We start from the raw sequence: 21140 nt of genomic DNA on the forward strand, positions 1-21140 counted from the left end.
GCGGGCAGTGGGCGCGGCGCGCTCAGCCCTCGAGGAGGGACGGCACGGCGGACAGCAGCGTCCTCGTGTAGTTCTCCTGGGGGTTGTTGAAGATCTCCGCCGTCGGGCTCATCTCGAGGATCCGGCCGTAGTACATGACGGCGATCCTGTCCGAGACGTAGCGGACGGTGTTGATGTCGTGGCTGATGAACACCAGGCCCAGGCCGAGGGTGGCCTTGAGGTCCTGGAGGAGGTTGAGCACCTGGGCCCGCACGGAGACGTCGAGGGCGGAGGTGGGCTCGTCGGCCACGATGATGTCGGGATCCAGGGCCAGGGCGCGGGCGATGGCCACGCGCTGTCGCTGCCCGCCGGAGATCTGGCGTGGCAGGACGTCCAGGGCGCTGGGCGGCAGGCCCACGAGGTGCAGGAGGTCGCGCACGCGGGCCTCGCGCTCCTTGGGGCTGCCGATGCCGTGGACGTTGAGCGGATCGATGAGCGTGTCGTGCACGATCATGCGCGGGTTGAGCGCGGTGGCGGGGTCCTGGAAGACCACGGACACCGAGCGGCCCAGGGCCTTGCGGTCCGCGGCCGAGTGGCCGATCCGCTTGCCCTTGAAGTAGACCTCGCCCTTCGTCAGGGGCTGCAGGCCGACCATGACGCGCGCCGTCGTCGACTTGCCGCAGCCGGACTCGCCCACGAGCCCGAGGGTCTCGCCGCGGCGCACCGTCAGGGACACGTCGTTGACGGCATGGACGGTGTCGGGCTTGAACAGGCTGCCGGTGCGCGAGGTGTGGATGACGTGCGCGTTCCTCAACTCGATCACGGGATCGGCCTCGGTCCAGGCGCCGGGGGCGCCGTCGGCGGTGCCACGGGGGGATGTGCGTGCGGCCATCAGTGGGCCTCCTTCGCGAGGATCGCCTCGAGCTCGGGCGTGATGGCGAAGACGTGGTCCGGGTTGCCATCGACCGGCTTGAGGGTGGGGCGGGTCTCGAGGCCCACGGTGGGGTGGGAGGAGCGCGGCGCGAAGCGGTCGCCGGAGACGAACTCCGAGGGGCTGGGCACGGTGCCGCGGACCTGGTGGAGGCGGTTGGAGCCCGCCTCGATGGACAGAACGGCGCCGAGCAGGCCCCGGGTGTACTCGTGGGTCGGGTTGACCAGGAGCTCGGTGGTCTCGGCCTGCTCGACCACCTGGCCGGCGTACATGACGGTGATCCGGTGGGCGAGCTTGGCGACCAGCGCCAGGTCGTGGGAGACGAACACCATCGCGAAGCCGAGCTTCTCGCGCAGGTCGTTGAGGAGGTCGACGACCTGCTTCTGGACGGTGACGTCCAGAGCGGTGGTGGGCTCGTCGGCCAGGACGAGGCTGGGGTCGCGGGTCAGTGCCATGGCGATGAGGACGCGCTGGCGCTGTCCGCCGGAGAGCTCGTGGGGGTAGCTCTTCAGGGTGCGCTCGGGGTCGAGTCCCACGAGCTCGAGGAGCTCGGTGGCGGTGCGTTTTCCCCCGCGGGAGGTGAGCTGCTTCATCTGGGCGCTGATGAGCATGGAGGGGTTGAGGGACGACAGGGCGTCCTGGTAGATCATGCTCATCTCATGGCCGCGCAGGGCATTGTGCTGCTCGGGCGTCATCTCGAGGATGTTCTTGCCCTTGAACAGGATCTCGCCGGTGATGCGGGCGGTCGGGGGGAGCAGCCCCATGACGGCCATCGAGGAGATCGACTTGCCGCAGCCGGACTCGCCGACCAGGCCCATCGTCTCCCCTGGGCGCACCGAGAAGGAGACGTCGTCGACGATGTTGACCTCCCCGTGCTGGGCGGGGAAGGCGATGGACAGGTTCTTGACCTCCAGGACCGGGGCGGCCCCCGTGTCGGTGTAGACGAGACGATCGCCGCGCTCGCGCTCGGCGACCGCCAGTTGCCGGAGGCGCTCGGCCAGCGGCACGTCCTCGGCGGCCGGCTCGACGATCCCGGTGAGGCTGCTCATCTCCCCGCCCTCGGCGGCGCCGGCGGGCACCGAGGCGTGGGCCTCGACGGCGGCGCCGGCCTCGTCCCAGGCCTTGGCGGTCTCGACGGCCTCCATGGCCTCCTCATCGGCCTGGACGTCGACCTTGCGGCGGATGCGCGGCGAGGCCATGGCGTCGGTGAGGCCCTCGGACAGGACATTGAGGCACAGGGTGGTGATGAGGATCATGAGGCCGGGGAAGAAGGTCGGCCACCAGGCCCCCTGCAGGAGGAGCTCCTTGCCCTCGGAGAGCATGTTGCCCCAGGTGGGGGTGTTGACGGACTTGATGCCCGCGCCGATGAAGGACAGCGAGGCCTCGAAGACGATCGCGTCGGCCACGAGCACAGTGGCGAAGACCATGATCGGGGCGATGCAGTTGCGGGCGACGTGCTTGGCCAGGATCCAGGGCACGGAGGCCCCCATGACCTTGGAGGCCGCCACGTAGTCCTCCCCGAACTGGGACAGGATGTTGGCGCGCACGACGCGGGTGAGCTGCGGGATGTAGAGGATGGCGATCGACACGATGATCACCGGGAGCATCGGCAGGCTCTGCGACAGGGCGGAGACGAGCACGGCCGCCAGGGCGATGCCCGGGAAGGACATGAGGATGTCCAGGAAGCGCATGAGGATCTCGGAGAGCCACTTGCGCGCGGTGGCGGCGATGGCGCCCAGGACCACGGCGACGGCCAGGGCGAGGGCCGTGGCGGACAGGCCGACGACGATGGAGACGCGCGAGCCGTAGACGACGCGGGAGAAGACGTCGCGCCCGGTCTTGTCGGTGCCGAAGAACTGCTCCCCATTGGGGGCCACGGTGACCGTGGTGATCTCGCCGATGCCCTCCTGATAGGTGGTTCCCTCGGCGAGACCCGTGGCGGAGGGGTTGTAGGTGGCGATGACCGGGGCGAGGATCCCCATGAGCACGATCGCGAGAAGGACGACGACGGCGATCTTGGAGCCGAGCGGCAGGGCCTTCCAGCCCTGGAAGCGCAGGCCGGGCTTGGCGGCCTTGTCGAGTGTGCGGCGGTGCAGCATCAGACGCTCCTGATTCGCGGGTTGACGAGGACGTAGAGCATGTCGACGATGATGTTGATGACGATGAACGCCAGCGCGACAGTGATCGAGACGCCCTGAACGATGTTGACCTCGTTGCGGGTGATGCCATCGAGGATGAGCTGGCCCATGCCCTTGATGTTGAAGATGATCTCGATGACGACGGCGCCGCCCATCGAGTAGCCCACGCGCAGGCCCAGAACCGTCAGCGGGGTGATGAGCGCGTTGCGCAGGACGTTGCGCGCCACGACGACGCGCTTGGGGATGCCGGCGCCGATGGCGGTGCGCACGTAGTCGCGGTCGAGCTCCTCGACCATGGCGGTGCGCACGACCCGGGTGAGCGAGCCGATGTTGGGTACGGCGATGGCCAGGGCCGGCAGGAACACCTGGCGGACGTACTCGCCGGGGTCGTCGGAGAAGTGGACCCAGTCGGTGATGAGCGCCGGGAAGATCCCCGCTCCCCCGGGCACATCGGTGAGCCACTGGATGAGCAGCAGCGCCAACCAGAAGGAGGGGGTGGCCAGGCAGGCGATGGAGACGACGCGGATGATCTGGTCGGGCCAGCGGTCGCGGTACAGGGCCGCGACGACACCGAGGATCGCGGCGACGATGATCGCCACGGCCAGGCCGATGAGGGTGAGCTGGAGAGTGATGGGGAAGGCGTCCGAGATGAGTCGGCTGATGTCGACGCCGGTGAAGCTCTGGCCGAGGTCGCCGTGGACGAGACCGACGAGGTAGTCCCAGAACCTGGTCAGGAGGGGGTCGTTGAGGTGGTGGTCGATCCGGTACTGCTCGAGGGCCTCCGCCGATGCCGCCTCGCCCAGCGCCAGGCGCGCGGGGTCTGCCGAGGAGAACGACATGACGACGAAGACGAGCAGCGTCACACCCAGCACCATGACGGGCAGCGCCAGAAGACGCCGTCCGATCAGGCGGATGAGGTTGGACACTGGAGTGCTCCTTTGCTTCGGTGTCCCGCCCGGGTGGGCGGTGATTGGCCTGCCGACCCGCCCCGGCGCTCATGGGGCGCGAGGGGTCGGTCGGGCGACCACAGATATATTGTCTGACGTCTGATGTTCGATGGCAAATCGGCGGCGATCCCGCCAATCGCGGCGCGGCGCTCCCCCGACGAGCGGAAGAGCGCCGCGCGCGCCTCAGGCGGATGAGCCCACGGGACTCAGCTGTTGTTCGAGCCGACCCCGGTGAAGGACAGGCCGGTCAGGGTGATCGGCTTGAAGTTGACCAGGGTGTCGCCATTCCAGGCCGTGGGAGTCTTGCGGTGGAAGATCGGGTAGAGCGGCACGACCTCGGAGATGGTGTCGAAGACCTCCTGCCAGGCCGCGACCTGCTCGTCACCCGTCTTCTGCACAGCGGCGTCCAGCATCTCCTGGACCTTGGTCTGCGACTCCTGGCCCTTCCAGTGCATGCGCTCGTCGATCCAGGTGTCGCCGGAGTACCACCAGCGCAGGAGAAGGTCCGCGTCATTGCCGAACACCGAGGGGTCGCCGGGCGCGATGACGATGTCATAGGCGTCGGGCTTGCCGTCGATGGTGTTGTAGACGTCGGCGGACTTCTTCTCCTCATAGGTGACCGTCAGGCCCGCGGCCTCGAGGTTCTCCTTGATGATGGGGCGGACCGAGGAGAACCAGCCGTGGTCGGAGCACAGCAGGCGCACGGTCTTCAGGCCGGTCTCGGCCAGGAGGGCCTTGGCCTTCTCGACGCCGCCGGTGGAGTAGTCGACCTTGGCGGCGCGGTAGGCGGGGTGCTCCTTCTGGACGAAGCAGGTGGCCGGGGTGGCCAGGCCGGCCATGCCGTTCTTGCAGATCGACGCGTAGTCGAGGGCGTAGAGGATCGCCTGGCGGTTCTTGACCTCCTTCATGGGCTCGGAGCCGCAGTTGAACATCGCGAACAGGAGGCCGAAGCCCTGCTCTGCGCTGACCTTGACCGGGGCGGACATGGCGGTGAGCTGGGCGGCGGGCACGGCGTCGATCGCCTGGACGGTGCCGTTGCTCATCGCGTTGGTGCGCGTGGTGTCATCGGGCAGGACCTGCCAGGTCATGGACTTGGCCAGGGCGGGCTTGGGGCCGTTGTACTTGTCGTTGCGCTCGAAGACGACGGTCTTGGACGCGGCGCCGTTGTCCTTCATGACGTAGGGGCCGGTGCCCACGGGCATCTGGTCGAAGGCCTTCGCATCGGCCTCGACGACGGCCTTCGGGACGATCTTGACCACGGCGACGCGCTCGGCGACCAGCGAGAAGGGGTACTTGAGCGTGAGGGTGACGGTCTTGTCGTCCTTCTTCTCCACCTTGTCGAGGAAGGGGAGGAAGGAGGCGTACAGGGACTTGTTGTCCGGGTTGAGGACCCGCTCGAAGGAGAAGACGACGTCCTCCACGGTGACGGCGGTGCCGTCGGAGAAGACGGCGCCGTCGCGCAGGGCGACCTCGTAGCTCGTGTCACTGACCTTGGCGGGCAGCGCGGCGCCGAGGGCCGGGTAGCACTCGCGGGTGGCGGGGTGGATCTCGGTCAGGCCCTCCATGGTGTGCCAGTTGGCGGCGACGGTCAGGGCCGACGTCGTCGTCATCGGGTCGTAGCCGTTGGTGCCGAGCTCGTAGGAGATGCCGGCGGTGATGACGCCGTCCTTGTTGGTCACCTCGACATCGGGGGCGGCCGAGGAGCCAGCGCCAGTGCTGGACTTCTTGGCGGTCCCACCACCGCAGGCGGCGAGCGTCGCCGCGATGCCGGCGGCCAGGCCCATGGTGGAGCTGATCTTGATGAAGTCGCGCCGGGAAGCGCGGGGAAGTGAAATCGCCATTGATGGACTCCTGAAGATCTGACGTCTCATGTCCGACGTAGGTAGAATGACTTTAACAGGTTCGACCCGCTTCCAGCCAACCGTTAACAGAACCGTGTCAGAATCTCTATGGGACCTTGGCCGCTGAAGGCCCGGTCATCGAGCCGAAGAGCGAGAGAGTGAGGTGTGCCACACATGGCCCCCGGAGAAGCCCCGCGCAGTAGCTACGTCGCCCTGTCCCCGGCACCGATGACCCAGGCGTCCACCGCGATGAGCGCGATCAAGGACTACATACTCTCGCACCACCTCCGGCCGGGCGACCCGCTGCCCACCGAGTCCAAGCTGTGCGCCGACCTCGGCGTATCGCGCTCCTCCGTGCGCGAGGCGGTTCGCACGCTCGTCGCCCTCGACATCGTGGAGGTCCGTCATGGCCACGGCATGTTCGTCGGCCAGGTCTCCATGCGCCCGATGGTCGAATCCCTCGTGTTCCGGGGCCTGCTGGCCCCGGGTGATGACTACGCGAGCCTGCGCGACGTCGTCGAGGTGCGCACCACCCTGGACATCGCGCTGGCCGACGAGGTCGTCAAGGTGTGGAAGGGCCGCCCCGACCCCGTCCTCGACGGCTACATCGACGACATGGAGGAGCTCGCCGCCGAGGGCAAGACCTTCTCCGAGCAGGACCGGGCCTTCCATGCGCGGCTCCTGGAGCCCCTCGCCAATCATCTGTGGGCCCGCCTCATCGACGCCTTCTGGGCCGTCCACACCCTGACAGTTCCGCTCATGGATGCGCCCGCCGCGGAGGACATCATCATCACGGCCAAGGCGCACCGCGAGATGCTCGAGGCAGCGCGAAGGGGCGACGCCGAGGCCTACCGCAAGGCGACCCGCAAGCACTACGCCCCACTCGCCTCGGCCCTGAGCTCCTGAGTCCCCGCCCTGGGGCGGGCCGTCCCGGGGCGGCCCGCCCCGGCGGGACCTGCGGGACCGGTTTCCCCCATGGGCCTGGGCAGGGGACAATGACGCCGTCCTCGTCCCGCTCCGCACTCCCGGGAGACCGCATGACACAGGGCAGCGCCCTGCGCACCTCACCGCACGCTCCTGCCAGAACCGTCGACCCGGTCGACGCCGTGCCGCCGATCGGCAGGCTCTCGATCCTCTCCATCCAGCACGTGCTCGCCTTCTACGCGGGCGCCGTCGTCGTCCCACTGGTGATCTCCTCCGGCCTCCACCTGGATGCCGAGACCACCATCCATCTCATCAACGCCGATCTCTTCACCTGCGGCATCGCCACGATCATCCAGTCGGCGGGCCTGGGGCCGAGGATCGGCGTGCGGCTGCCCCTCATCCAGGGCGTGACCTTCACCGCGGTCTCGCCCCTCATCGCGATCGGCATGACGGCCTCCGGGGGGCGGGGCGGAACCGCGGGCCTGGCCACGATGTACGGTTCGATCATCGCCGCCGGAGTCCTCACCTTCCTCGCGGCGCCCTGGTTCGCCCGCCTGCTGAGGTTCTTCCCGCCGGTGGTCACCGGCACGCTGCTGACCGTCATGGGCACGACCCTCATGAGCGTCTCAGCCGGGGACATCGTCTCCTGGGGCACGGGCGCCGCCGAGGGCACCACCGACGCGCAGATCGCCGCACTGACGATCAAGGGCCTGCTCTACGCCCTGGGGACGCTGGGCGTCATCATCCTCGTGCAGCGGGTCTTCAAGGGCTTCATGGCCACCATCGCCGTCCTCGTGGGCCTCGTCGTCGCCACGGCGGTGGCCCTGGCCCTGGGCGACGCGGACTTCTCCGGGGTGGCCGCCGCGGCCCCGGTGGGCCTGACCACCCCCTTCTTCTTCGGCATCCCGCAGTTCTCCCTGGCCGGCATCGTGTCCATGGCCATCGTCATGGCGGTGACCGCCGTGGAGACCACCGGCGATGTCTTCGCCACCGGCGAGGTGGTCGGTCGGCGGATCACGCCCCGCCACATCGCCAACGCGCTGCGCGCCGATGGGCTGTCCACATTCCTGGGAGGGGTCTTCAACTCCTTCCCCTACACCTGCTTCGCGCAGAACGTCGGACTCGTGCGCCTGACCCGGGTGAAGTCGAGGTGGGTCGTCACCGCCGCGGGCGGGCTCATGATCCTCCTGGGCCTGCTGCCCAAGGCCGGGGCAGTCGTCGCCGCGATCCCCGCCCCCGTCATCGGAGGGGCGTCGCTGGCCATGTTCGCCTCGGTGGCCGTGGTGGGCATCCAGACGCTCTCCAAGGTGGACATGCATGACAACCGCAATGCGGTCATCGTCTCCTCCTCCATCGGCCTGGCCCTGCTGGTGACCTTCAAGCCCGAACTGGCGGGGATGATGCCGTCCTGGCTCGCGATCCTCTTCGGCTCGGGCGTGACAATCGGCTCGATCACCGCGGTCGTCCTCAACCTGCTGTTCTTCCACATCGGGCGCCAGACGGGCCCGGATGTGGCGCGTGTGAACGGCCGCCCGGTCAGCCTGGAGGAGGTCAACGCCATGGACCGCGAACGGTTCGTCGCGGCCTTCTCCCCCATGCACGCCGGCGCCACCTGGCCCGCCGAGCGGGTGTGGGAGGGCATCCCCTTCGAGTCCACCGCACGACTGCGCGAGGCCTTCCAGGACGTCGTCCTGTCGGCCAGCGGCGTGGAGCAGGCCACCCTGACCGCCAACTACCGGGACATCGTCGACCTCATCCTCGACGAGGGCGCAGAGGCGGACCCCCAGGCGGGACTCGACACGGCGTCGCTGGCCCTGGGAGAGTTCAACGATGCCGAGGCAGCCGAGCTGCGAGCGCTGTCCGAGGCCTACCACGAGCGCTTCGACCGCCCGCTGGTCATGTGCGTGGAGCGCCTGGCCGACCGGTCCCAGCTCATCTCCCGGGGCTGGAACCGCGTCGAGGCCTCCCCCGAGCGCGAGGCCCGCACAACGATCGGGGAGATCGTCGACATCGCCGATGAGCGCTTCGACGCCATGATCGCCGACGCCAACCCCGTGCGCAGCGCCTGGGCCCGCAAGTTCGAGCAGCTCGACTGACGCGCCCGGCCCCGCATACCGTCTCATCCCGCCGTTGCGCCCTCATACTCGCTGTTTGAGGGCGCAACGGCGGGGCGAGACGGTTTCTGCGGGGTGAGGGCGCAGGGACTCCCGCACTCGGAGCACCCGCGCACGAGCACGATGATGGCCCCCGCACCACGTGGTGCAGGGGCCATCATCGTTGGTGGAGATGCGGGGAATCGAACCCCGGTCCGACGGGCATGCAACAGGACTTCTCCGGGCGCAGCTCGCTAGTGATTTTCTCGGCCCCGGCGTCTCACACGAGCAAGGACGCCGACGGGCTCAGTCGATGAGGAGTCCCGAGGAACCTACCGACACGGTTCCTCAGCAGTGGCTCCCTGGATGACGCCAGGAACCGGGGCGGAAGCGATCCCCGGGCTGACGGACTTCGAGGCTCGCTCAGGCGGCGAGGGCGAAGTCGGTGCGAGTGTTATCGGCACCTATAGGTTCGCGCAGAGCGTTGACGAGATGACTGCGCATCCTCGACCCGCTTCTCCTGAACCCATGACCGTCGTCGAAACCGATCATCCCCTATGGAGTTGTACCGCCGACGAACCCGCTGGGCGAGCCCATGGCGGCTGCTCATCATAGCAGGCGAACCGAGAGGCGGTCCAGGCGGTGCCCGGACAGAACGGTCCGGGCATCCCTAGAGGGCCCCGCGGCCCGCGCCGCTCAGCCCCGGCGCCGGTTGGCGGCCGCCATGGCGCGCTGCGCCTCCCGGTTGTCCTGAGCCTCGCGCAGCGCCTGCCGCTTGTCCCAGTCCTGCTTGCCCCGCGCCAGGGCGATCTCGAGCTTCGCCCGGCCGCCGATGAAGTACAGCTCCAGGGGGACGATGGTGAAGCCCTTGGCGGCCACGCGCATGGCGAGCCTGGCGAGCTCGGCGCGGTGCAGGAGGAGCTTGCGCTTGCGGCGCGGCGCGTGATTATTCCACGTGCCCTGGAGGTACTCGGGGATATGCGCGCCCTGCAGCCAGGCCTCGCCGTTGCGATCGATCTCGATCCAGGCCTCGGTCAGCGAGGCCCGTCCCATGCGCAGCGCCTTGACCTCCGTGCCGGTCAGCGCCAGCCCCGCCTCGTAGCGGTCCTCGATGAAGTAGTCGTGGGCGGCCTTCTTATTCCGGGCGATCGTCTTATGGGCGTCCGAGGCGGCCTTGGCGCGCTCGCCCGGGGTCGGCTTCTTGGACGAGCCCTGTCGCGCCCTACCCGATGCCGCCATGGTCGTCTCCCTCCGGTTCATCCGATGCGATCGCCGCGCCGCCGGGCCCAGCAGGAGCCGGAGTCGGGCGCGGCGCGCGGACTGGAGAGTCTACGCGCCGCGCGCGCTCGTTCGCGCGCTGGGCGCTCCGCCCCGGGCTCAGAAGCCGGGCAGGGTCATGGGGTCGATGTACACCCCGTCCTGCGCGACCTGGAAGTGGACGTGCGGACCCGTCGCGTAGCCCGTGGAGCCGGTGTAGCCGACGACGTCACCGCGGTTGACGTACTGGCCGTCCGCGATCGCCCGCCCGGAGAGGTGGCACAGCGTGATGACGTAGGAGTGCCCGTCGATGTAGCCGGCGTTGATGTCGATGCCGATTCCGCAGGACGGGGAATCCCAGTAGGTGGCGGTGCCCGAGACGGAGGCGTACTGGGGAGTGCCCTCGGCGGCGGCGAAGTCCGTTCCCTGGTGTCCCACGCCGACCCCGGTGACGGGGTGGATGCGGAACCCGAAGGGTGAGGTGACGGTGAGCGGCCCGGAGATCGGGTGGCCGATGTATCCCGCCCCCAGGGAGTCCGCGGCGATCGAGTCCGAGGAGACTCCCGTCTGCCCGGCGGCGTAGGCGGCCCGGTTCTTGGCGTCGATCTCCGCGATCTTGGCCGCCGCGGCATCGGCGTCCTTGGCGGCCTGGGCCTGCTGGGCCTCGAGGTCGGTCTTGCGGGCCTCGAGGTCGGAGGCGGCCTTGGCCTTCTGGGCTGCCAGAGTGGAGACGTTGTCCCGCTTGGTCTTGGCGTCGTTGCGCGCGGTCTGGGCAGCGGTGGCGGCGGCGTCGGCATCTTCCTTGAGGGTGGCGACCCGGCTGGTGGCGGCGTCCTGGCGCGCCTTGCGGTTGGCGTCCTGGGCCCGCTTGGCCTCGGCGGCCGACAGAACCGACTCCTGGACGCCGGAGGCGATCTGCATCGTCTCGGCGCGGGAGCTGAGCTCCTCGGCGGAGCCCGACTCCAGGACATAGGTCAGGGAGGTCACCGAGGTGTCGCCCTGGTAGGCGGACACGACGAGCTGGGCCACGGAGCCGGAGGTCTCGTCGGCAGCGGACTGCGAGGCGGAGGCCTCCGCAGTGATCTGCTCCAGGGAGTCCTCGGCGATCGTGAGGCGATCGGCGGCGGTCTTCTGCTCTCGCTCCTTCTCCTTCAGGGTCGTCTCCGCTGTCTTCAGCTCGGTCTCAGCGGTCGTCAGGCTGGTCTGGGCGTTCTGCAAGTCGATGTAGGCCTGCCCCAGGTCGGCGGAGACCCCCTCCAGGGAGGAGGTGAGCTCGGCCTGTCTGCGCTGCGCCTCGTTCTGCTCATCGACGGCGTCGGACCGGTCATCCGCCAGGGCGGAGGAGATGGGAGTCAGGCACAGGACCGCTGCGAGAAGGATGGGGAGTCTCCGGCGGGACATGGGTCACACCCTCGTGTACTTCGACAGGGAGGCGGCGGAGGAGATCGCGGCCAGCGCGACGGCGGCCAGGACGAGCCAGGGGGCGATGTAGAGAACATCACTGGTGCGGATGAAGGCGCTGGTGAAGGTCACCGAGCGGCTCAGCCAGTGCTCGACGATGTAGTACACGCCCAGCCACAGGACGCCGATGGACATCAGCGCCCCGATGAGCGCCGCGATGACGCCCTCCAGAATGAAGGGCAGCTGTATGAAGAGGTTGGAGGCGCCCACCAGCCGCATGATGCTCGTCTCCTTGGAGCGGCTCATCGCGGACAGGCGGATCGTCGTCGAGATGAGGAGGACCGCCGCCAGGGCCATGATCGCCGCCAGCCCCCCGGTGATCCAGGTGGCGCGGTTCATGACCAGGAAGAGGGGCTCCAGGGTGGAGCGCTGGTCGACGACGCGCTCGACGCCATCGCGCCCGGCGAACTGCTCGGAGACCACCTGGTACTTCTCGGGGTCGTTGAGCTTGACACGGAAGGAGATCGGCATCATCTCCTCCGTGGCGGTGCGCCCGATGGGGGAGTTTCCGTAGGCCTTCATGAACTTGGCGTAGGCCTCGGCCTTCGTCTCGATCATGTACTCCTTGACGTAGGAGGACAGCGCCTCGGAGCCCAGGAGCTGCTCGACGGCGTCGATCTGCGCCTGCGTGGCCTCGCCGGCGGCGCATTCGGCGCGTGCCGAGGAGGGCGGGCACATGTAGACGCTGACCTGGACCTTGTCGTACCACTCCCCCTTCATGGCGGAGATCTGGGACTGCAGGAGCGCGGCGGAGCCGACGAACAGCAGGGAGACGAAGGAGACGAGGATGACCGAGATCGTCATGGCGACGTTGCGGGACAGCCCCTTGAGGGTCTCAGCGGTGATCAGGCGGAATCTCATCAGTGGTTCTCCTCAGCGGTCCGAGCCGTAGACGCCGCGGTCCTGGTCGCGCACGACCTTGCCGCTCTTGAGCTCGATCACCCGCTTGCGCATCTGATCGACGATCTCGTCATCGTGGGTGGCCATGACCACCGTGGTCCCCTGCCGGTTGATCCGGTCCAGAAGTCGCATGATGCCCACGGAGGTCGAGGGGTCGAGGTTGCCGGTGGGCTCATCGGCCAGGAGCAGCTTGGGGCGGTTGACCATGGCGCGGGCGATGGCGACGCGCTGCTGCTCGCCGCCCGAGAGCTCGTGCGGGAGGCGCTTCTCCTTGCCGGACAGGCCGACGAGCTTGAGGGCCTCGGGCACGGCGGTGCGGATGTAGTGGCTCGGCTTGCCGATGACCTGGGCGGCCAGCGCGACGTTCTCGGCGACCGGCTTGGTCTCCAGCAGGCGGAAGTCCTGGAAGACGAAGCCCATCTCACGGCGCAGCTGGGGGACCTTCCAGGTGGAGATCTGCGACAGGTCCCGGCCCAGGGCGTGCACTGCCCCGGAGGTGGGGCGCTCCTCGCGCAGGGTCAGGCGGAGGAAGGTCGACTTCCCGGAACCGGAGGCGCCCACGAGGAACACGAACTCGCCGCGCTCGATCTCGATATCAACATCGTCGAGCGCGGGGCGGGCCCCTCGTTTGTAGACCTTGGAGACGTGGTCAAATCGGATCATCGGTGGATCGCTCCTGGCAGGCACAGGCGCCAATGCGCGCCGGTCAGAGCCACGGTACGCACGATGCGGGCGGATCCGGCCCGTGACACGCCCGAGGACGGGCAAGGCGACATCCCTGTGATGCGCGGGCGCCCGGGCCCTCACCGACGCCGTCCCTCCGCCCTCGCGGCACAGGCGCCCGGCGGTCCCTCACCCGCTAGCCTGGTCCCATGGATGAGCAGGAGGCGCTGGGCGCCGCGAGCGATTCCTTCACCTCGATGGTGGACCACGGTTCATGGGCGCGCTTCACGCCATCCCTGGCATCCTTCCTGGCCACGCTCAGCGGGCCCCGGAGCAGTCCCTCCCCGGCCGGCCTCGACGCCCGGGCCGGGCTGATGATCCTCCTGACCGCGCCGGCGCCCGCGGCCGCCAGGGAGACCCTCGGCCGGCGCCGGGGGCTGCGCGCGATCCTCGCCCCCCAGGGCCGGCCCGAGGTCTCCCCGGAGCTGCCGGGGATGATCGTCCTCGGGCGCGGCGGCGGCGTCGAGGTGGCCCTGCCGATCGTCGACGAGTCGGGAAGGTTCCTCCTCGACGACGCGATGCGGCACGCACTGGGCAACCTGGGCTGGGAATCCGACGGGGAGGTCATGCGACAGGCCTTCGACTCCGCCGCTCGGGCTGCCGAGGTGATGACGCGGGCGCTCATCGAGGTGCTGCGGGTGCCTCACCCGGCGGACCTCGACCACCTCATCGCTCAGGCCTGAGGCGCCCCGACGGGCGCGTCGTCCCGTCCGGGCTCCCCCTCCCCCCGCGCCGCCCCGTCGTCGTCGACGACGACATAGGGAGGGTCCGCCGCCTGTTTCGCCGGCCCGGGCTTCCCCGACTTCCCCGACTGCTCGGCAGGCGCCTCCCAGTGGTCCGCCGGCAGCTGCGCCGGAGCGCCGCCACCGGGCGCGGCCCCCGCGACCCCCGGGGCGCCCGGCGCGGGATCCGCCGCGTCCGCCGATCCGGCGCTGGCGGTGCCCGGCGTGGTCGCACTCGACGGGCTCGCGGGGGTGGTGGCGCCGTCGGGGAGCTCGTTGCCGTTCTCGTCGCGGCGGACGCGGGCGAAGCGGGTGCAGCCGCGGTTGAGGTCGTGACCGGCGGCGACCAGGCTGAGCACGTTGGTGATGATGATGCCCTTGCCCGAGTCCCATGATTCCTGGGTCATGCGGCCGGTGAGGAGCACGGGGTCCCCCTTGCGCAGGGACTCGGCGGCGTTGACCGCCAGATTCCCCCAGCACTTGGCGGTGAACCACATGGTGTCGTCGTCCACCCACTGGCCCGATCGCGTGCGATGGCGGGTGGTGGTGGCGACCCGGAAGCGGCAGTAGGCCAGGCGCCGCTCATCATTGCCGGAGAAGCTGAGGACGGGATTGGTGCCCAGGGTGCCCTGGATGGTGAGGTCGAGCTGATGCGTCATGATGACTCCTGCGGGTGAGGGAGCCGGCGGGGCGCCGGTTCCCTCCCACAGTGCCCGAGACGGCAGCACTGCGGGCCGGGCGCCCCCAGGCGGGCCCGTGGGAGGAGCGCGGCGGCGCCTGTGGTTCCCCGGTGGCGCGGGGCCGGAGTCAGACGCGCAGGGCCTCGCGGAGCTCGCTGTGCCGGGCGAGCACGCCCTGGGCGGGCGTGGTCAGTCCCCGTGCGGCGACGACGGAGAGCCTCTCGCGCACCCGGTCGGCGTAGTCGTTGGCCTCCTGGTCGGCGCGCGCGATGCGGCGGGCGCCGGACCACAGGAACAGCAGCGCGCCCAGGACGAGCAGGGCGACGGGGATGAGGAAGTTGCCGCCCCGCGCGATCATGAGCCCTCCCCAGGCGAGCCCCAGCAGGGTGGCCACGAGGCCGCCCCACCAGCCGAGCTCGATGACCGGCGAGCGGTGCCCGGGCAGGCGGATGGATCCCACCGCCTCCGCGGTCTGGGCAGCCAGGGTCTCCGGGCTCATGACCTCGGCGTCGACGCTGCGCAGCCAAGCGGCGGGCAGTCCCTCGGTGGTGCGGCGCATCCACGTCGTGCGGATCGCGGACACGGCGGGGCGGGAGGGCGCCTCCGGGCGGGCCAGGGCGCGCGGCAGCGGCCGCGCCAGCCCCTCGCGGATGGAGGCCTCCACGGCGCGCGCGCCCGAGGCGTGGATGAGGGACTCGACGGCGGCGGCCTCGTGCTCGGGCGAGGTGCCCACGGGGTGCGCCGCGGCGGCGGGGCGCAGGCGCAGGCAGATGGCGTCGAGCTCGGCGGAGGCGGTGCGCGCGGCGTTGGACTCGCGCGAGACACGCTCGATGAGGATGTCGCGGACCTGGGCGAGGTTGTCGCCCCGGACCGCGGAGACGGGGATGACGCGGACCTCGTGGAGCCCGTCGGAGTCCAGGAGGGAGCGGATGTCGCGCAGGAGGCGCTCCTGGCCCCCGGGGGGCAGGGTGTCGACCTGGTTGACGAGCAGCAGCATGTCCTCCTGACGGGCCCCCAAGCCCCTCAGGTAGCCCTCGTGGAGGGCGGCGTCGGCGTACTTCTGGGGGTCGACCACCCACACGAGCACGTCGGCCAGGGGCACGAGGCGGTCCACCTGGAGGGCGTGCTCGGTGGTCACCGAGTCGTAGTCGGGGACGTCGAGCAGGACGAGCCCGGCGAGCTCGTCCTCGTCATCGGCGTCGAGGAGGGACTCGCGGCGGATGCGGCGCTCATCGTTGACGCCCAGGAAGTCCAGCAGGGCGATGGCGTCGTCGCCCCAGGTGCATGCCGCCGACTCCGACGTGGTGGGGCGCCGGGCGCCCACATCGGCGAACTGCAGCCCGGACAGCGCATTGAAGAGGGAGGACTTCCCCGATCCAGTGCCCCCCAGGAGGGCGACGACGGTGTGGTCCACGCCCAGAACGAGTCGCTCACCGACCTCCTCGAGGCTGGTTCGCGCGGGCAGGGCGAGGGAGGCGGGGACCTCCGTGGGGCAGGAGTCGATCGCCGCGCGCAGGCGGTTGAGCCGGGCGTCGAGGTGGGCGGCGTCGAGCGGCGCCGGGGAGTTCCCCTGGGCGGTGGGGCCGTCGGAGGCGGTGGTGCGGGACTGGTCGGGCTTGGGAGAGGTGGTCATGCGGTCGCTCCAGGGCGGGTGAAGGGAGTGAGCTCGCCCGAGCGCAGGCGCAGGGCGGCGGCGAGCGCGGGATCGGGTGCGAGCCTGAGGGCTGTCCCGGGGGGAGCCACGCGCGCCAGGGCGGCATCGAACGTGGCGGTCAGGGAGGCGCGCGCCGCGCTGACGGCGTCGGTCAGGCGCAGCCGGTCCGTCGCGGCCCTGGCGCCCTCGACCCCGGCGGCGGCCGCGATGATGAGGTCGCCGATCGCGGTCCCGCGCAGGCCGCGCGCAGAGGCTCCCGGGGCGGCCCTCACGGCGTCGGCCCATTCGGCGATGATGGCCTCGGAGTCCGGCACGGCCGGCAGGAGGCGCCCCGCCGACTCCTCCGCCCCCGCCTCCGCCCAGATCCGTTGGACGTCGTCGGCCAGGGCCACGAGCGCGGCCTCGAGGCGCGCGGCGAGGGCCGACTGGGCGTCGGCCGCGAGCGTGGACAGGGCCGCGGAGCGCGCCTTGGCCGCGCGCCCGAACAGGCCCCAGGGCAAGCGCGATCCCGCGGCCAGGGGGGCGAGCGGGGCTCCTGAGGAGGCCAGGGTGACCCACCGGGTGGCGGGCGCGCCCTCGCCGATCTCCCCGCGCTCCAGGTCCGAGCGGATCTCGGCGCCGGGATCGACGAGCAGCGCGGCGGTGGCCTCCTCCAGGCGCCGCGCGGCCTCATCCTGGACATCGACGGCGTCGGCGAGGGAGGCGAGGTCGTTCTTGAGGGCGGACCACAGGCCCCGGCCACCGCGGCGCACGAGGCCCGCGGCGCGGTGGCGCCCCGCCAGGAGTCGCAGCCAGTCGCGGATCTCGCCGACGGCGCCGCCCGGCAGGAGGCCCTCGTGGGGCCCGGCGTCGGGGATGACGAAGAAGGGGGCCTCGGCCAGCCCGATCTGGTCCAGGCGGATCATGAGGTCCCTGCGCACCTCGGTCAGAACGTCGGCGCGCACGCGGTTGAGGACGATCGCGATGGGCATCTTCCTCTCGGCGGCCGCCTCCAGCGTGGTCCACGGCGTCTGGTCCCCGTAGCGGGCGGCGGTGGTCACGAAGAGCCACAGGTCGGCCGACTCCAGGAGGCGCGCGGCCAGGACGCGGTTGGACTCGTGGACCGAGTCGAGGTCGGAGGCGTCGACGAGGGCGAGCCCCGCGGGCACCGCCTCGGACTCCTGGATCACGCACACGCCGGCCAGGGAGTGCCCGCTCAGCGACTCGCGGTCCTCGGGGTTGACCACGAGAACGGGGGTGCGCGTCGTCGGGCGCAGGACGCCGGCGACGGAGACCTCCGCCTCGAGCACGGAGTTGACGAGGGTGGACTTGCCGGCGCCCGTGGAGCCGCCGACGACGACGATCGCCGGGACCTCGGCGTCGGCGATGCGGGGCAGGACGTGGTCGCGGATCTGGCAGATGAGGCTGTGGCGCAGGCGGCGAGCGGCCTCAGTCTCGGAAGCGCCCAGCGCCAGATCGAGCCGCTCGAGATCGCCAACGGTGCTGTTGAGCACCTCGATGAGCTGGGCGCGGCTGAGCGCCGAGGAGGGCAGGCCATCCCCATGGGGTGCTGGGGACGCCGACGGAGCGGTAGGGGGCATGATCCAACAATATGGGCAACAGGGCTGATCGCGCTCCACCAATCCGGCGCGGCGATCCGGCCACCGCCCCCGGGAGCGCGGAGAACGGCGTCATTCCAACGGTGCCCCCACCCGGACTCGAACCGGGAACCTGCGGATTAGAAGGCCGATGCTCTATCCATTGAGCTATGGAGGCTCGCGCCGGGGCACCCCGACGATGATCCCAGCCTACGGCACGCCGTGTCCTCGCCCCGACCGCCCGGTATCGTGGCGTGGGGGTGTCGGCGCCCGGCTGAGGCGGCTCACCGCGGCAGCCCACCAGTGCGTCGGCATCCCGCTCCAGTCCTCGCGTGAACCAGTCTGCCCGTCCGGAAGGATCGCCGTGCCACCCATCGCGCTCGTCGTTCAATCACTGTCCTCCCATGCCCCGGCGGAGCCCAAGACCTTCACCGAGCCGTTCCGGGTGGGCCGCACGCCCGACTGCCAGGTCCAGGTCAACCACCCGCTGGTCTCGCGCCACCACCTCATCGTGCGGCCCGAGCCCGCCGGCTGGTACGTGCTGTGCGAGGGCCGCAACGGGATGCTGGTCGACGGCGTCCCGGTGCGGGAGGCCTTCATCACCCACGGCACGCGCGTCCAGCTCGGCGATGCCTCCGGGCCGGCGATCGCGCTGACCCCCGTGGGCGGCCCCGTCGCCCCTCCCGCCGCCCCCGGGGCGCCCCAGATGGGGATGCCGATGGGGCCGCCGCCCGGGCAGCCCATGATGCCGCCGATGGGGGTGCCCGCGGGACCGCCACCGGGGCAGTACCCGCCCGCGATGGGACGCCCCGCCCCGCAGGGCCCGCAGGGGTTGGCGGGAGCCCCCGGACCGATGCCCATGGGGCCGGCCGGGGCGCCCGGGCAGCCCTCCCCTTACGCCGACGGCGCCGCGGGGATCACCCAGGTCCCCGGCCCGCAGCAGCCCCCCGCGGGCCAGAAGCCCTCGCCACGGGACTCGGACCAGACGATGGCCCGCCCCGATCCTCGTCCCGCCCCGCCGGAGAGCCGCGCCGATCGCGCCGAGGCCTCCGCGGGGGGCGCAGTGGCCGCCGGCGCTCCGGAGGGCGCGGCGGATGGGACCGCCGGGACCGGGGCTCCCTATGGGACGAGCGCGGAGACGCTTCTGGCCGCCTCAGCGCCGAGCGCCGGCGCCCCGTCCGGATCCGCGGCCTCGGCCGCGCCCTCCGCCGAGGACGTGGACCGCATGCGCGCGCCCGTGCGCCGCCAGACGATCCAGGCCTTCCGCATCAAGGCCGCCGGGACGATCGGCCGGGCGCCGGACAACGCCCTCGTCCTCGACGACCCGCTCGTCTCCAAGCACCATGCCAGGATCGAGCCGACGCCGCAGGGCATTCTCATCACGGACTTGGGCTCGACGAACGGCATCTACCTGGGGCCCCAGAGGGTGCCGCGCGTCCTGGTGACGCAGCCGAGCATCGTCGGCATCGGCTCGACCTTCATCGCGGTCAACCCCGACGGCACCTGCGAGGTGCAGGTCAACGCGGGCACCGGCGGCGAGCTCATCGGCCAGGACCTGGTCTTCGAGGTGAACGGCGGGGACCTGCGCCTCCTCGACGGCGTGTCCTTCTCCCTGCCCGGCAATGAGCTGCTCGCCGTCGTCGGCCCCTCCGGCGCGGGCAAGTCGACTCTGCTCAAGGCCCTGACCGGTGAGCAGAAGGCCCAGCACGGCCAGGTGCTCTTCGACGGGATCGACGTCTACGACCACTACCCGATCATGCGCAACAAGATCGGCGTGGTCCCCCAGAACGACGTCGTCCACCAGGCGCTCACGGTCCAGCAGACGATGGACTACGCCGCCGAGCTCCGGTTCGCCAAGGACGTGGCCAAGGAGGAGCGGCGCCGCAGGATCGCCGAGGTGCTGGAGGACCTCGACCTGACCCAGCACGTGGACAAGCGGGTCAAGAAGCTCTCCGGCGGCCAGCGCAAGCGGGTCTCGACGGCGATCGAGCTGCTGACCCGCCCCTCCCTGCTGTTCCTCGACGAGCCGACATCGGGCCTCGATCCTCAGCTCGACCGCGACGTCATGGACCTGCTGGCGAACCTCGCGCATGGCACCCGGCCGGGCGACACGGGGCGCACGGTCGTCGTGGTCACTCACAACGAGAACCACATCGACCGGGCGGACAAGGTCCTCATCCTGGCCGCCGGCGGCAAGCCCGTGTACTACGGCCCTCCCCAGCAGATCCTGACCCACTTCCGGCAGCGCCACGCCGAGCTGACCAGCCAGGGCAGACTCAAGCTCTACGCGCCCAAGGGGGACTTCGCCGACCCTCCCGCCATCGATGGCTTCGCCGATGTGTACGCCCTCATCCGCAACCACACCCCCGAGCTGAGGCAGTACCTCGAGGCGACCGTGCCCTCGACCCGCCGTGGCGCCGCCCCCGCCAAGGAGCGGGAGGTGGACGCCTCCACGAAGCGGATCCCCAAGCAGTCGGCGCTGCGGCAGATGTCCACCCTGGTGCGCAGGCACCTGCGGATCATCGCCGCGGACCCGTCCTACCTCATGTTCATGCTGGCGCTGCCCGTGGTCATGGGGCTGCTGACCAAGGCGATCCCGGGCAGCGATGGCTTCTCCATGCCGGTGATCCCCGAGCCGACCGCCTCGCAGCCCTGCATCTACTACTCCAACCAGGCGCTGCAGCTCCTCGTCATCCTGGTGACGGGCGCGGCGTTCTCCGGGATGTCGGTGACGATCCGCGAGCTCATCGGGGAGCGGGACGTGTTCCTGCGCGAGAAGGCTGTCGGCCTGCGCTCGGGCTCGTACCTGCTGGCCAAGACGATCGTGCTCGCGCTCATCGTCACCGTTCAGATCAGCCTCATGGTGGGGATCTCCCTGGCCCTCAACAAGGCCCCCTCAACCGCGATCCTCATGGGATCACCCGTGCTCGAGCTCGCCGTCGGCCTGTGGGCGGTGGCCTTCGCCTCAGGCCTCCTGGGACTGGCGATCTCCGCCTATGTGTCCAGCTCGGAGCAGGTCATGCCGATCCTCGTCGTCTCGATCATGGCCCAGCTCGTGCTCTCCGGCGGGATCATCCCCGTGGCGGGCAAGGCCGTGTTCGAGCAGTTGGCCTGGTTCATGCCCTCGCGCTGGGGCTTCGCGATGACGGCCGGGACGGTCGACCTCAACACCATCAACCCCCCTCACGCCGACGATCTGTGGGATCACACCTCGACGCAATGGCTGGCCGACCTCGGCGCACTGGGGGTCATCCTCGTCGTCGCGTTGACCGTGTGCTACGTGGGGCTGTGGCGCCGGGGCCGCCGCTGAGCG

At 70.6% G+C, this 21140-nt stretch carries 15 protein-coding genes, 1 tRNA gene and 1 other RNA gene; 4 read left to right on the top strand and 13 right to left on the bottom strand.

Annotated features, from left to right (window positions below):
• Positions 1–22: 22 nt before the first annotated feature.
• The 4 genes from B1H55_RS01505 to B1H55_RS01520 all read right to left on the bottom strand — a co-directional run bounded on the left by B1H55_RS01505 (position 23) and on the right by B1H55_RS01520 (position 5836).
• Complete coding sequence (locus B1H55_RS01505) at positions 23–871, bottom strand: ATP-binding cassette domain-containing protein (protein WP_080461529.1); 849 nt, start codon at positions 869–871, stop codon at positions 23–25.
• Positions 871–3009: a dipeptide/oligopeptide/nickel ABC transporter permease/ATP-binding protein gene (locus B1H55_RS01510; protein ID WP_077239960.1), complete on the bottom strand. Its 2139-nt coding sequence runs from the start codon at positions 3007–3009 to the stop codon at positions 871–873. The genes B1H55_RS01505 and B1H55_RS01510 overlap by 1 nt, the downstream gene beginning before the upstream one ends.
• Complete coding sequence (locus tag B1H55_RS01515; protein WP_073452321.1) at positions 3009–3974, bottom strand: ABC transporter permease; 966 nt, start codon at positions 3972–3974, stop codon at positions 3009–3011. Before B1H55_RS01515 ends, B1H55_RS01510 begins: the two co-directional genes overlap by 1 nt.
• A gap of 227 nt (positions 3975–4201) precedes the next feature.
• On the bottom strand, positions 4202–5836 hold the full coding sequence (locus B1H55_RS01520; protein ID WP_073452322.1) for an ABC transporter substrate-binding protein: 1635 nt from the start codon (positions 5834–5836) through the stop codon (positions 4202–4204).
• 174 nt (positions 5837–6010) lie between these two features.
• Between B1H55_RS01520 and B1H55_RS01525 the strand changes: the two genes are divergently transcribed.
• Together B1H55_RS01525 and B1H55_RS01530 are read left to right on the top strand one after the other, a co-directional pair.
• Positions 6011–6742, top strand: a complete 732-nt coding sequence (locus B1H55_RS01525) for a FadR/GntR family transcriptional regulator (protein ID WP_167370536.1) — start codon at positions 6011–6013, stop codon at positions 6740–6742.
• 131 nt (positions 6743–6873) lie between these two features.
• On the top strand, positions 6874–8856 hold the full coding sequence (locus B1H55_RS01530) for a solute carrier family 23 protein (protein ID WP_077239958.1): 1983 nt from the start codon (positions 6874–6876) through the stop codon (positions 8854–8856).
• A gap of 182 nt (positions 8857–9038) precedes the next feature.
• Here B1H55_RS01530 and ssrA read toward each other — a convergent pair.
• From ssrA to ftsE, 5 genes are all read right to left on the bottom strand, one after another.
• Positions 9039–9409, bottom strand: a transfer-messenger RNA (tmRNA) gene (ssrA, locus tag B1H55_RS01535).
• A 140-nt stretch (positions 9410–9549) separates the two neighbouring features.
• Positions 9550–10092, bottom strand: coding sequence for an SsrA-binding protein SmpB (gene smpB / locus B1H55_RS01540; protein WP_073452328.1), 543 nt, complete (start codon positions 10090–10092; stop codon positions 9550–9552).
• Positions 10093–10230: 138 nt separating this feature from the next.
• On the bottom strand, positions 10231–11511 hold the full coding sequence (locus B1H55_RS12975) for a M23 family metallopeptidase (protein WP_073452329.1): 1281 nt from the start codon (positions 11509–11511) through the stop codon (positions 10231–10233).
• Positions 11512–11514: 3 nt separating this feature from the next.
• Positions 11515–12432: a permease-like cell division protein FtsX gene (gene ftsX / locus B1H55_RS01550; protein ID WP_073452331.1), complete on the bottom strand. Its 918-nt coding sequence runs from the start codon at positions 12430–12432 to the stop codon at positions 11515–11517.
• Between the two features lie 12 nt (positions 12433–12444).
• Entirely contained in the window at positions 12445–13134 is a 690-nt protein-coding gene (gene ftsE, locus B1H55_RS01555; protein WP_073452333.1) for a cell division ATP-binding protein FtsE, read from the bottom strand.
• Between the two features lie 209 nt (positions 13135–13343).
• Between ftsE and B1H55_RS01560 the strand changes: the two genes are divergently transcribed.
• On the top strand, positions 13344–13877 hold the full coding sequence (locus tag B1H55_RS01560) for a TY-Chap domain-containing protein (RefSeq protein WP_077239957.1): 534 nt from the start codon (positions 13344–13346) through the stop codon (positions 13875–13877).
• On the opposite strand, the gene B1H55_RS12630 is transcribed toward B1H55_RS01560, so the two are convergent.
• The 4 genes from B1H55_RS12630 to B1H55_RS01580 form a co-directional block, all read right to left on the bottom strand.
• Positions 13868–14575: a single-stranded DNA-binding protein gene (locus B1H55_RS12630; RefSeq protein WP_077239956.1), complete on the bottom strand. Its 708-nt coding sequence runs from the start codon at positions 14573–14575 to the stop codon at positions 13868–13870. The genes B1H55_RS01560 and B1H55_RS12630 overlap by 10 nt on opposite strands.
• A gap of 148 nt (positions 14576–14723) precedes the next feature.
• Positions 14724–16229 carry a GTPase gene (locus B1H55_RS01570; RefSeq protein ID WP_073452338.1) on the bottom strand — a complete coding sequence of 502 codons (1506 nt, stop codon included), beginning with the start codon at positions 16227–16229 and terminating at the stop codon, positions 14724–14726.
• Entirely contained in the window at positions 16226–17830 is a 1605-nt protein-coding gene (locus B1H55_RS01575) for a GTPase domain-containing protein (RefSeq protein ID WP_073452340.1), read from the bottom strand. The genes B1H55_RS01570 and B1H55_RS01575 overlap by 4 nt, the downstream gene beginning before the upstream one ends.
• 102 nt (positions 17831–17932) lie before the next feature.
• Positions 17933–18005 (bottom strand) — tRNA-Arg (locus B1H55_RS01580).
• 186 nt (positions 18006–18191) lie between these two features.
• On the opposite strand from B1H55_RS01580, the gene B1H55_RS01585 reads away from it, so the two are divergent.
• A complete protein-coding gene (locus B1H55_RS01585) occupies positions 18192–21137 on the top strand; it encodes an ATP-binding cassette domain-containing protein (protein ID WP_073452342.1) in 2946 nt (981 codons plus the stop codon).
• Positions 21138–21140 lie beyond the last annotated feature (3 nt).

This window comes from Actinomyces denticolens, assembly GCF_002072185.1.
GTDB classification, from domain to species: domain Bacteria; phylum Actinomycetota; class Actinomycetes; order Actinomycetales; family Actinomycetaceae; genus Actinomyces; species Actinomyces denticolens.

Bases quoted from the DNA above. Each gene is read 5' to 3' on its own strand.
- B1H55_RS01505 (WP_080461529.1), bottom strand. From the start codon at position 871: ATGGCCGCACGCACATCCCCCCGTGGCACCGCCGACGGCGCCCCCGGC.
- B1H55_RS01510 (WP_077239960.1), bottom strand. From the start codon at position 3,009: ATGCTGCACCGCCGCACACTCGACAAGGCCGCCAAGCCCGGCCTGCGC.
- B1H55_RS01520 (WP_073452322.1), bottom strand. From the start codon at position 5,836: ATGGCGATTTCACTTCCCCGCGCTTCCCGGCGCGACTTCATCAAGATC.
- B1H55_RS01525 (WP_167370536.1), top strand. From the start codon at position 6,011: ATGGCCCCCGGAGAAGCCCCGCGCAGTAGCTACGTCGCCCTGTCCCCG.
- B1H55_RS01530 (WP_077239958.1), top strand. From the start codon at position 6,874: ATGACACAGGGCAGCGCCCTGCGCACCTCACCGCACGCTCCTGCCAGA.
- smpB (WP_073452328.1), bottom strand. From the start codon at position 10,092: ATGGCGGCATCGGGTAGGGCGCGACAGGGCTCGTCCAAGAAGCCGACC.
- B1H55_RS12975 (WP_073452329.1), bottom strand. From the start codon at position 11,511: ATGTCCCGCCGGAGACTCCCCATCCTTCTCGCAGCGGTCCTGTGCCTG.
- ftsX (WP_073452331.1), bottom strand. From the start codon at position 12,432: ATGAGATTCCGCCTGATCACCGCTGAGACCCTCAAGGGGCTGTCCCGC.
- ftsE (WP_073452333.1), bottom strand. From the start codon at position 13,134: ATGATCCGATTTGACCACGTCTCCAAGGTCTACAAACGAGGGGCCCGC.
- B1H55_RS01560 (WP_077239957.1), top strand. From the start codon at position 13,344: ATGGATGAGCAGGAGGCGCTGGGCGCCGCGAGCGATTCCTTCACCTCG.
- B1H55_RS12630 (WP_077239956.1), bottom strand. From the start codon at position 14,575: ATGACGCATCAGCTCGACCTCACCATCCAGGGCACCCTGGGCACCAAT.
- B1H55_RS01570 (WP_073452338.1), bottom strand. From the start codon at position 16,229: ATGACCACCTCTCCCAAGCCCGACCAGTCCCGCACCACCGCCTCCGAC.
- B1H55_RS01575 (WP_073452340.1), bottom strand. From the start codon at position 17,830: ATGCCCCCTACCGCTCCGTCGGCGTCCCCAGCACCCCATGGGGATGGC.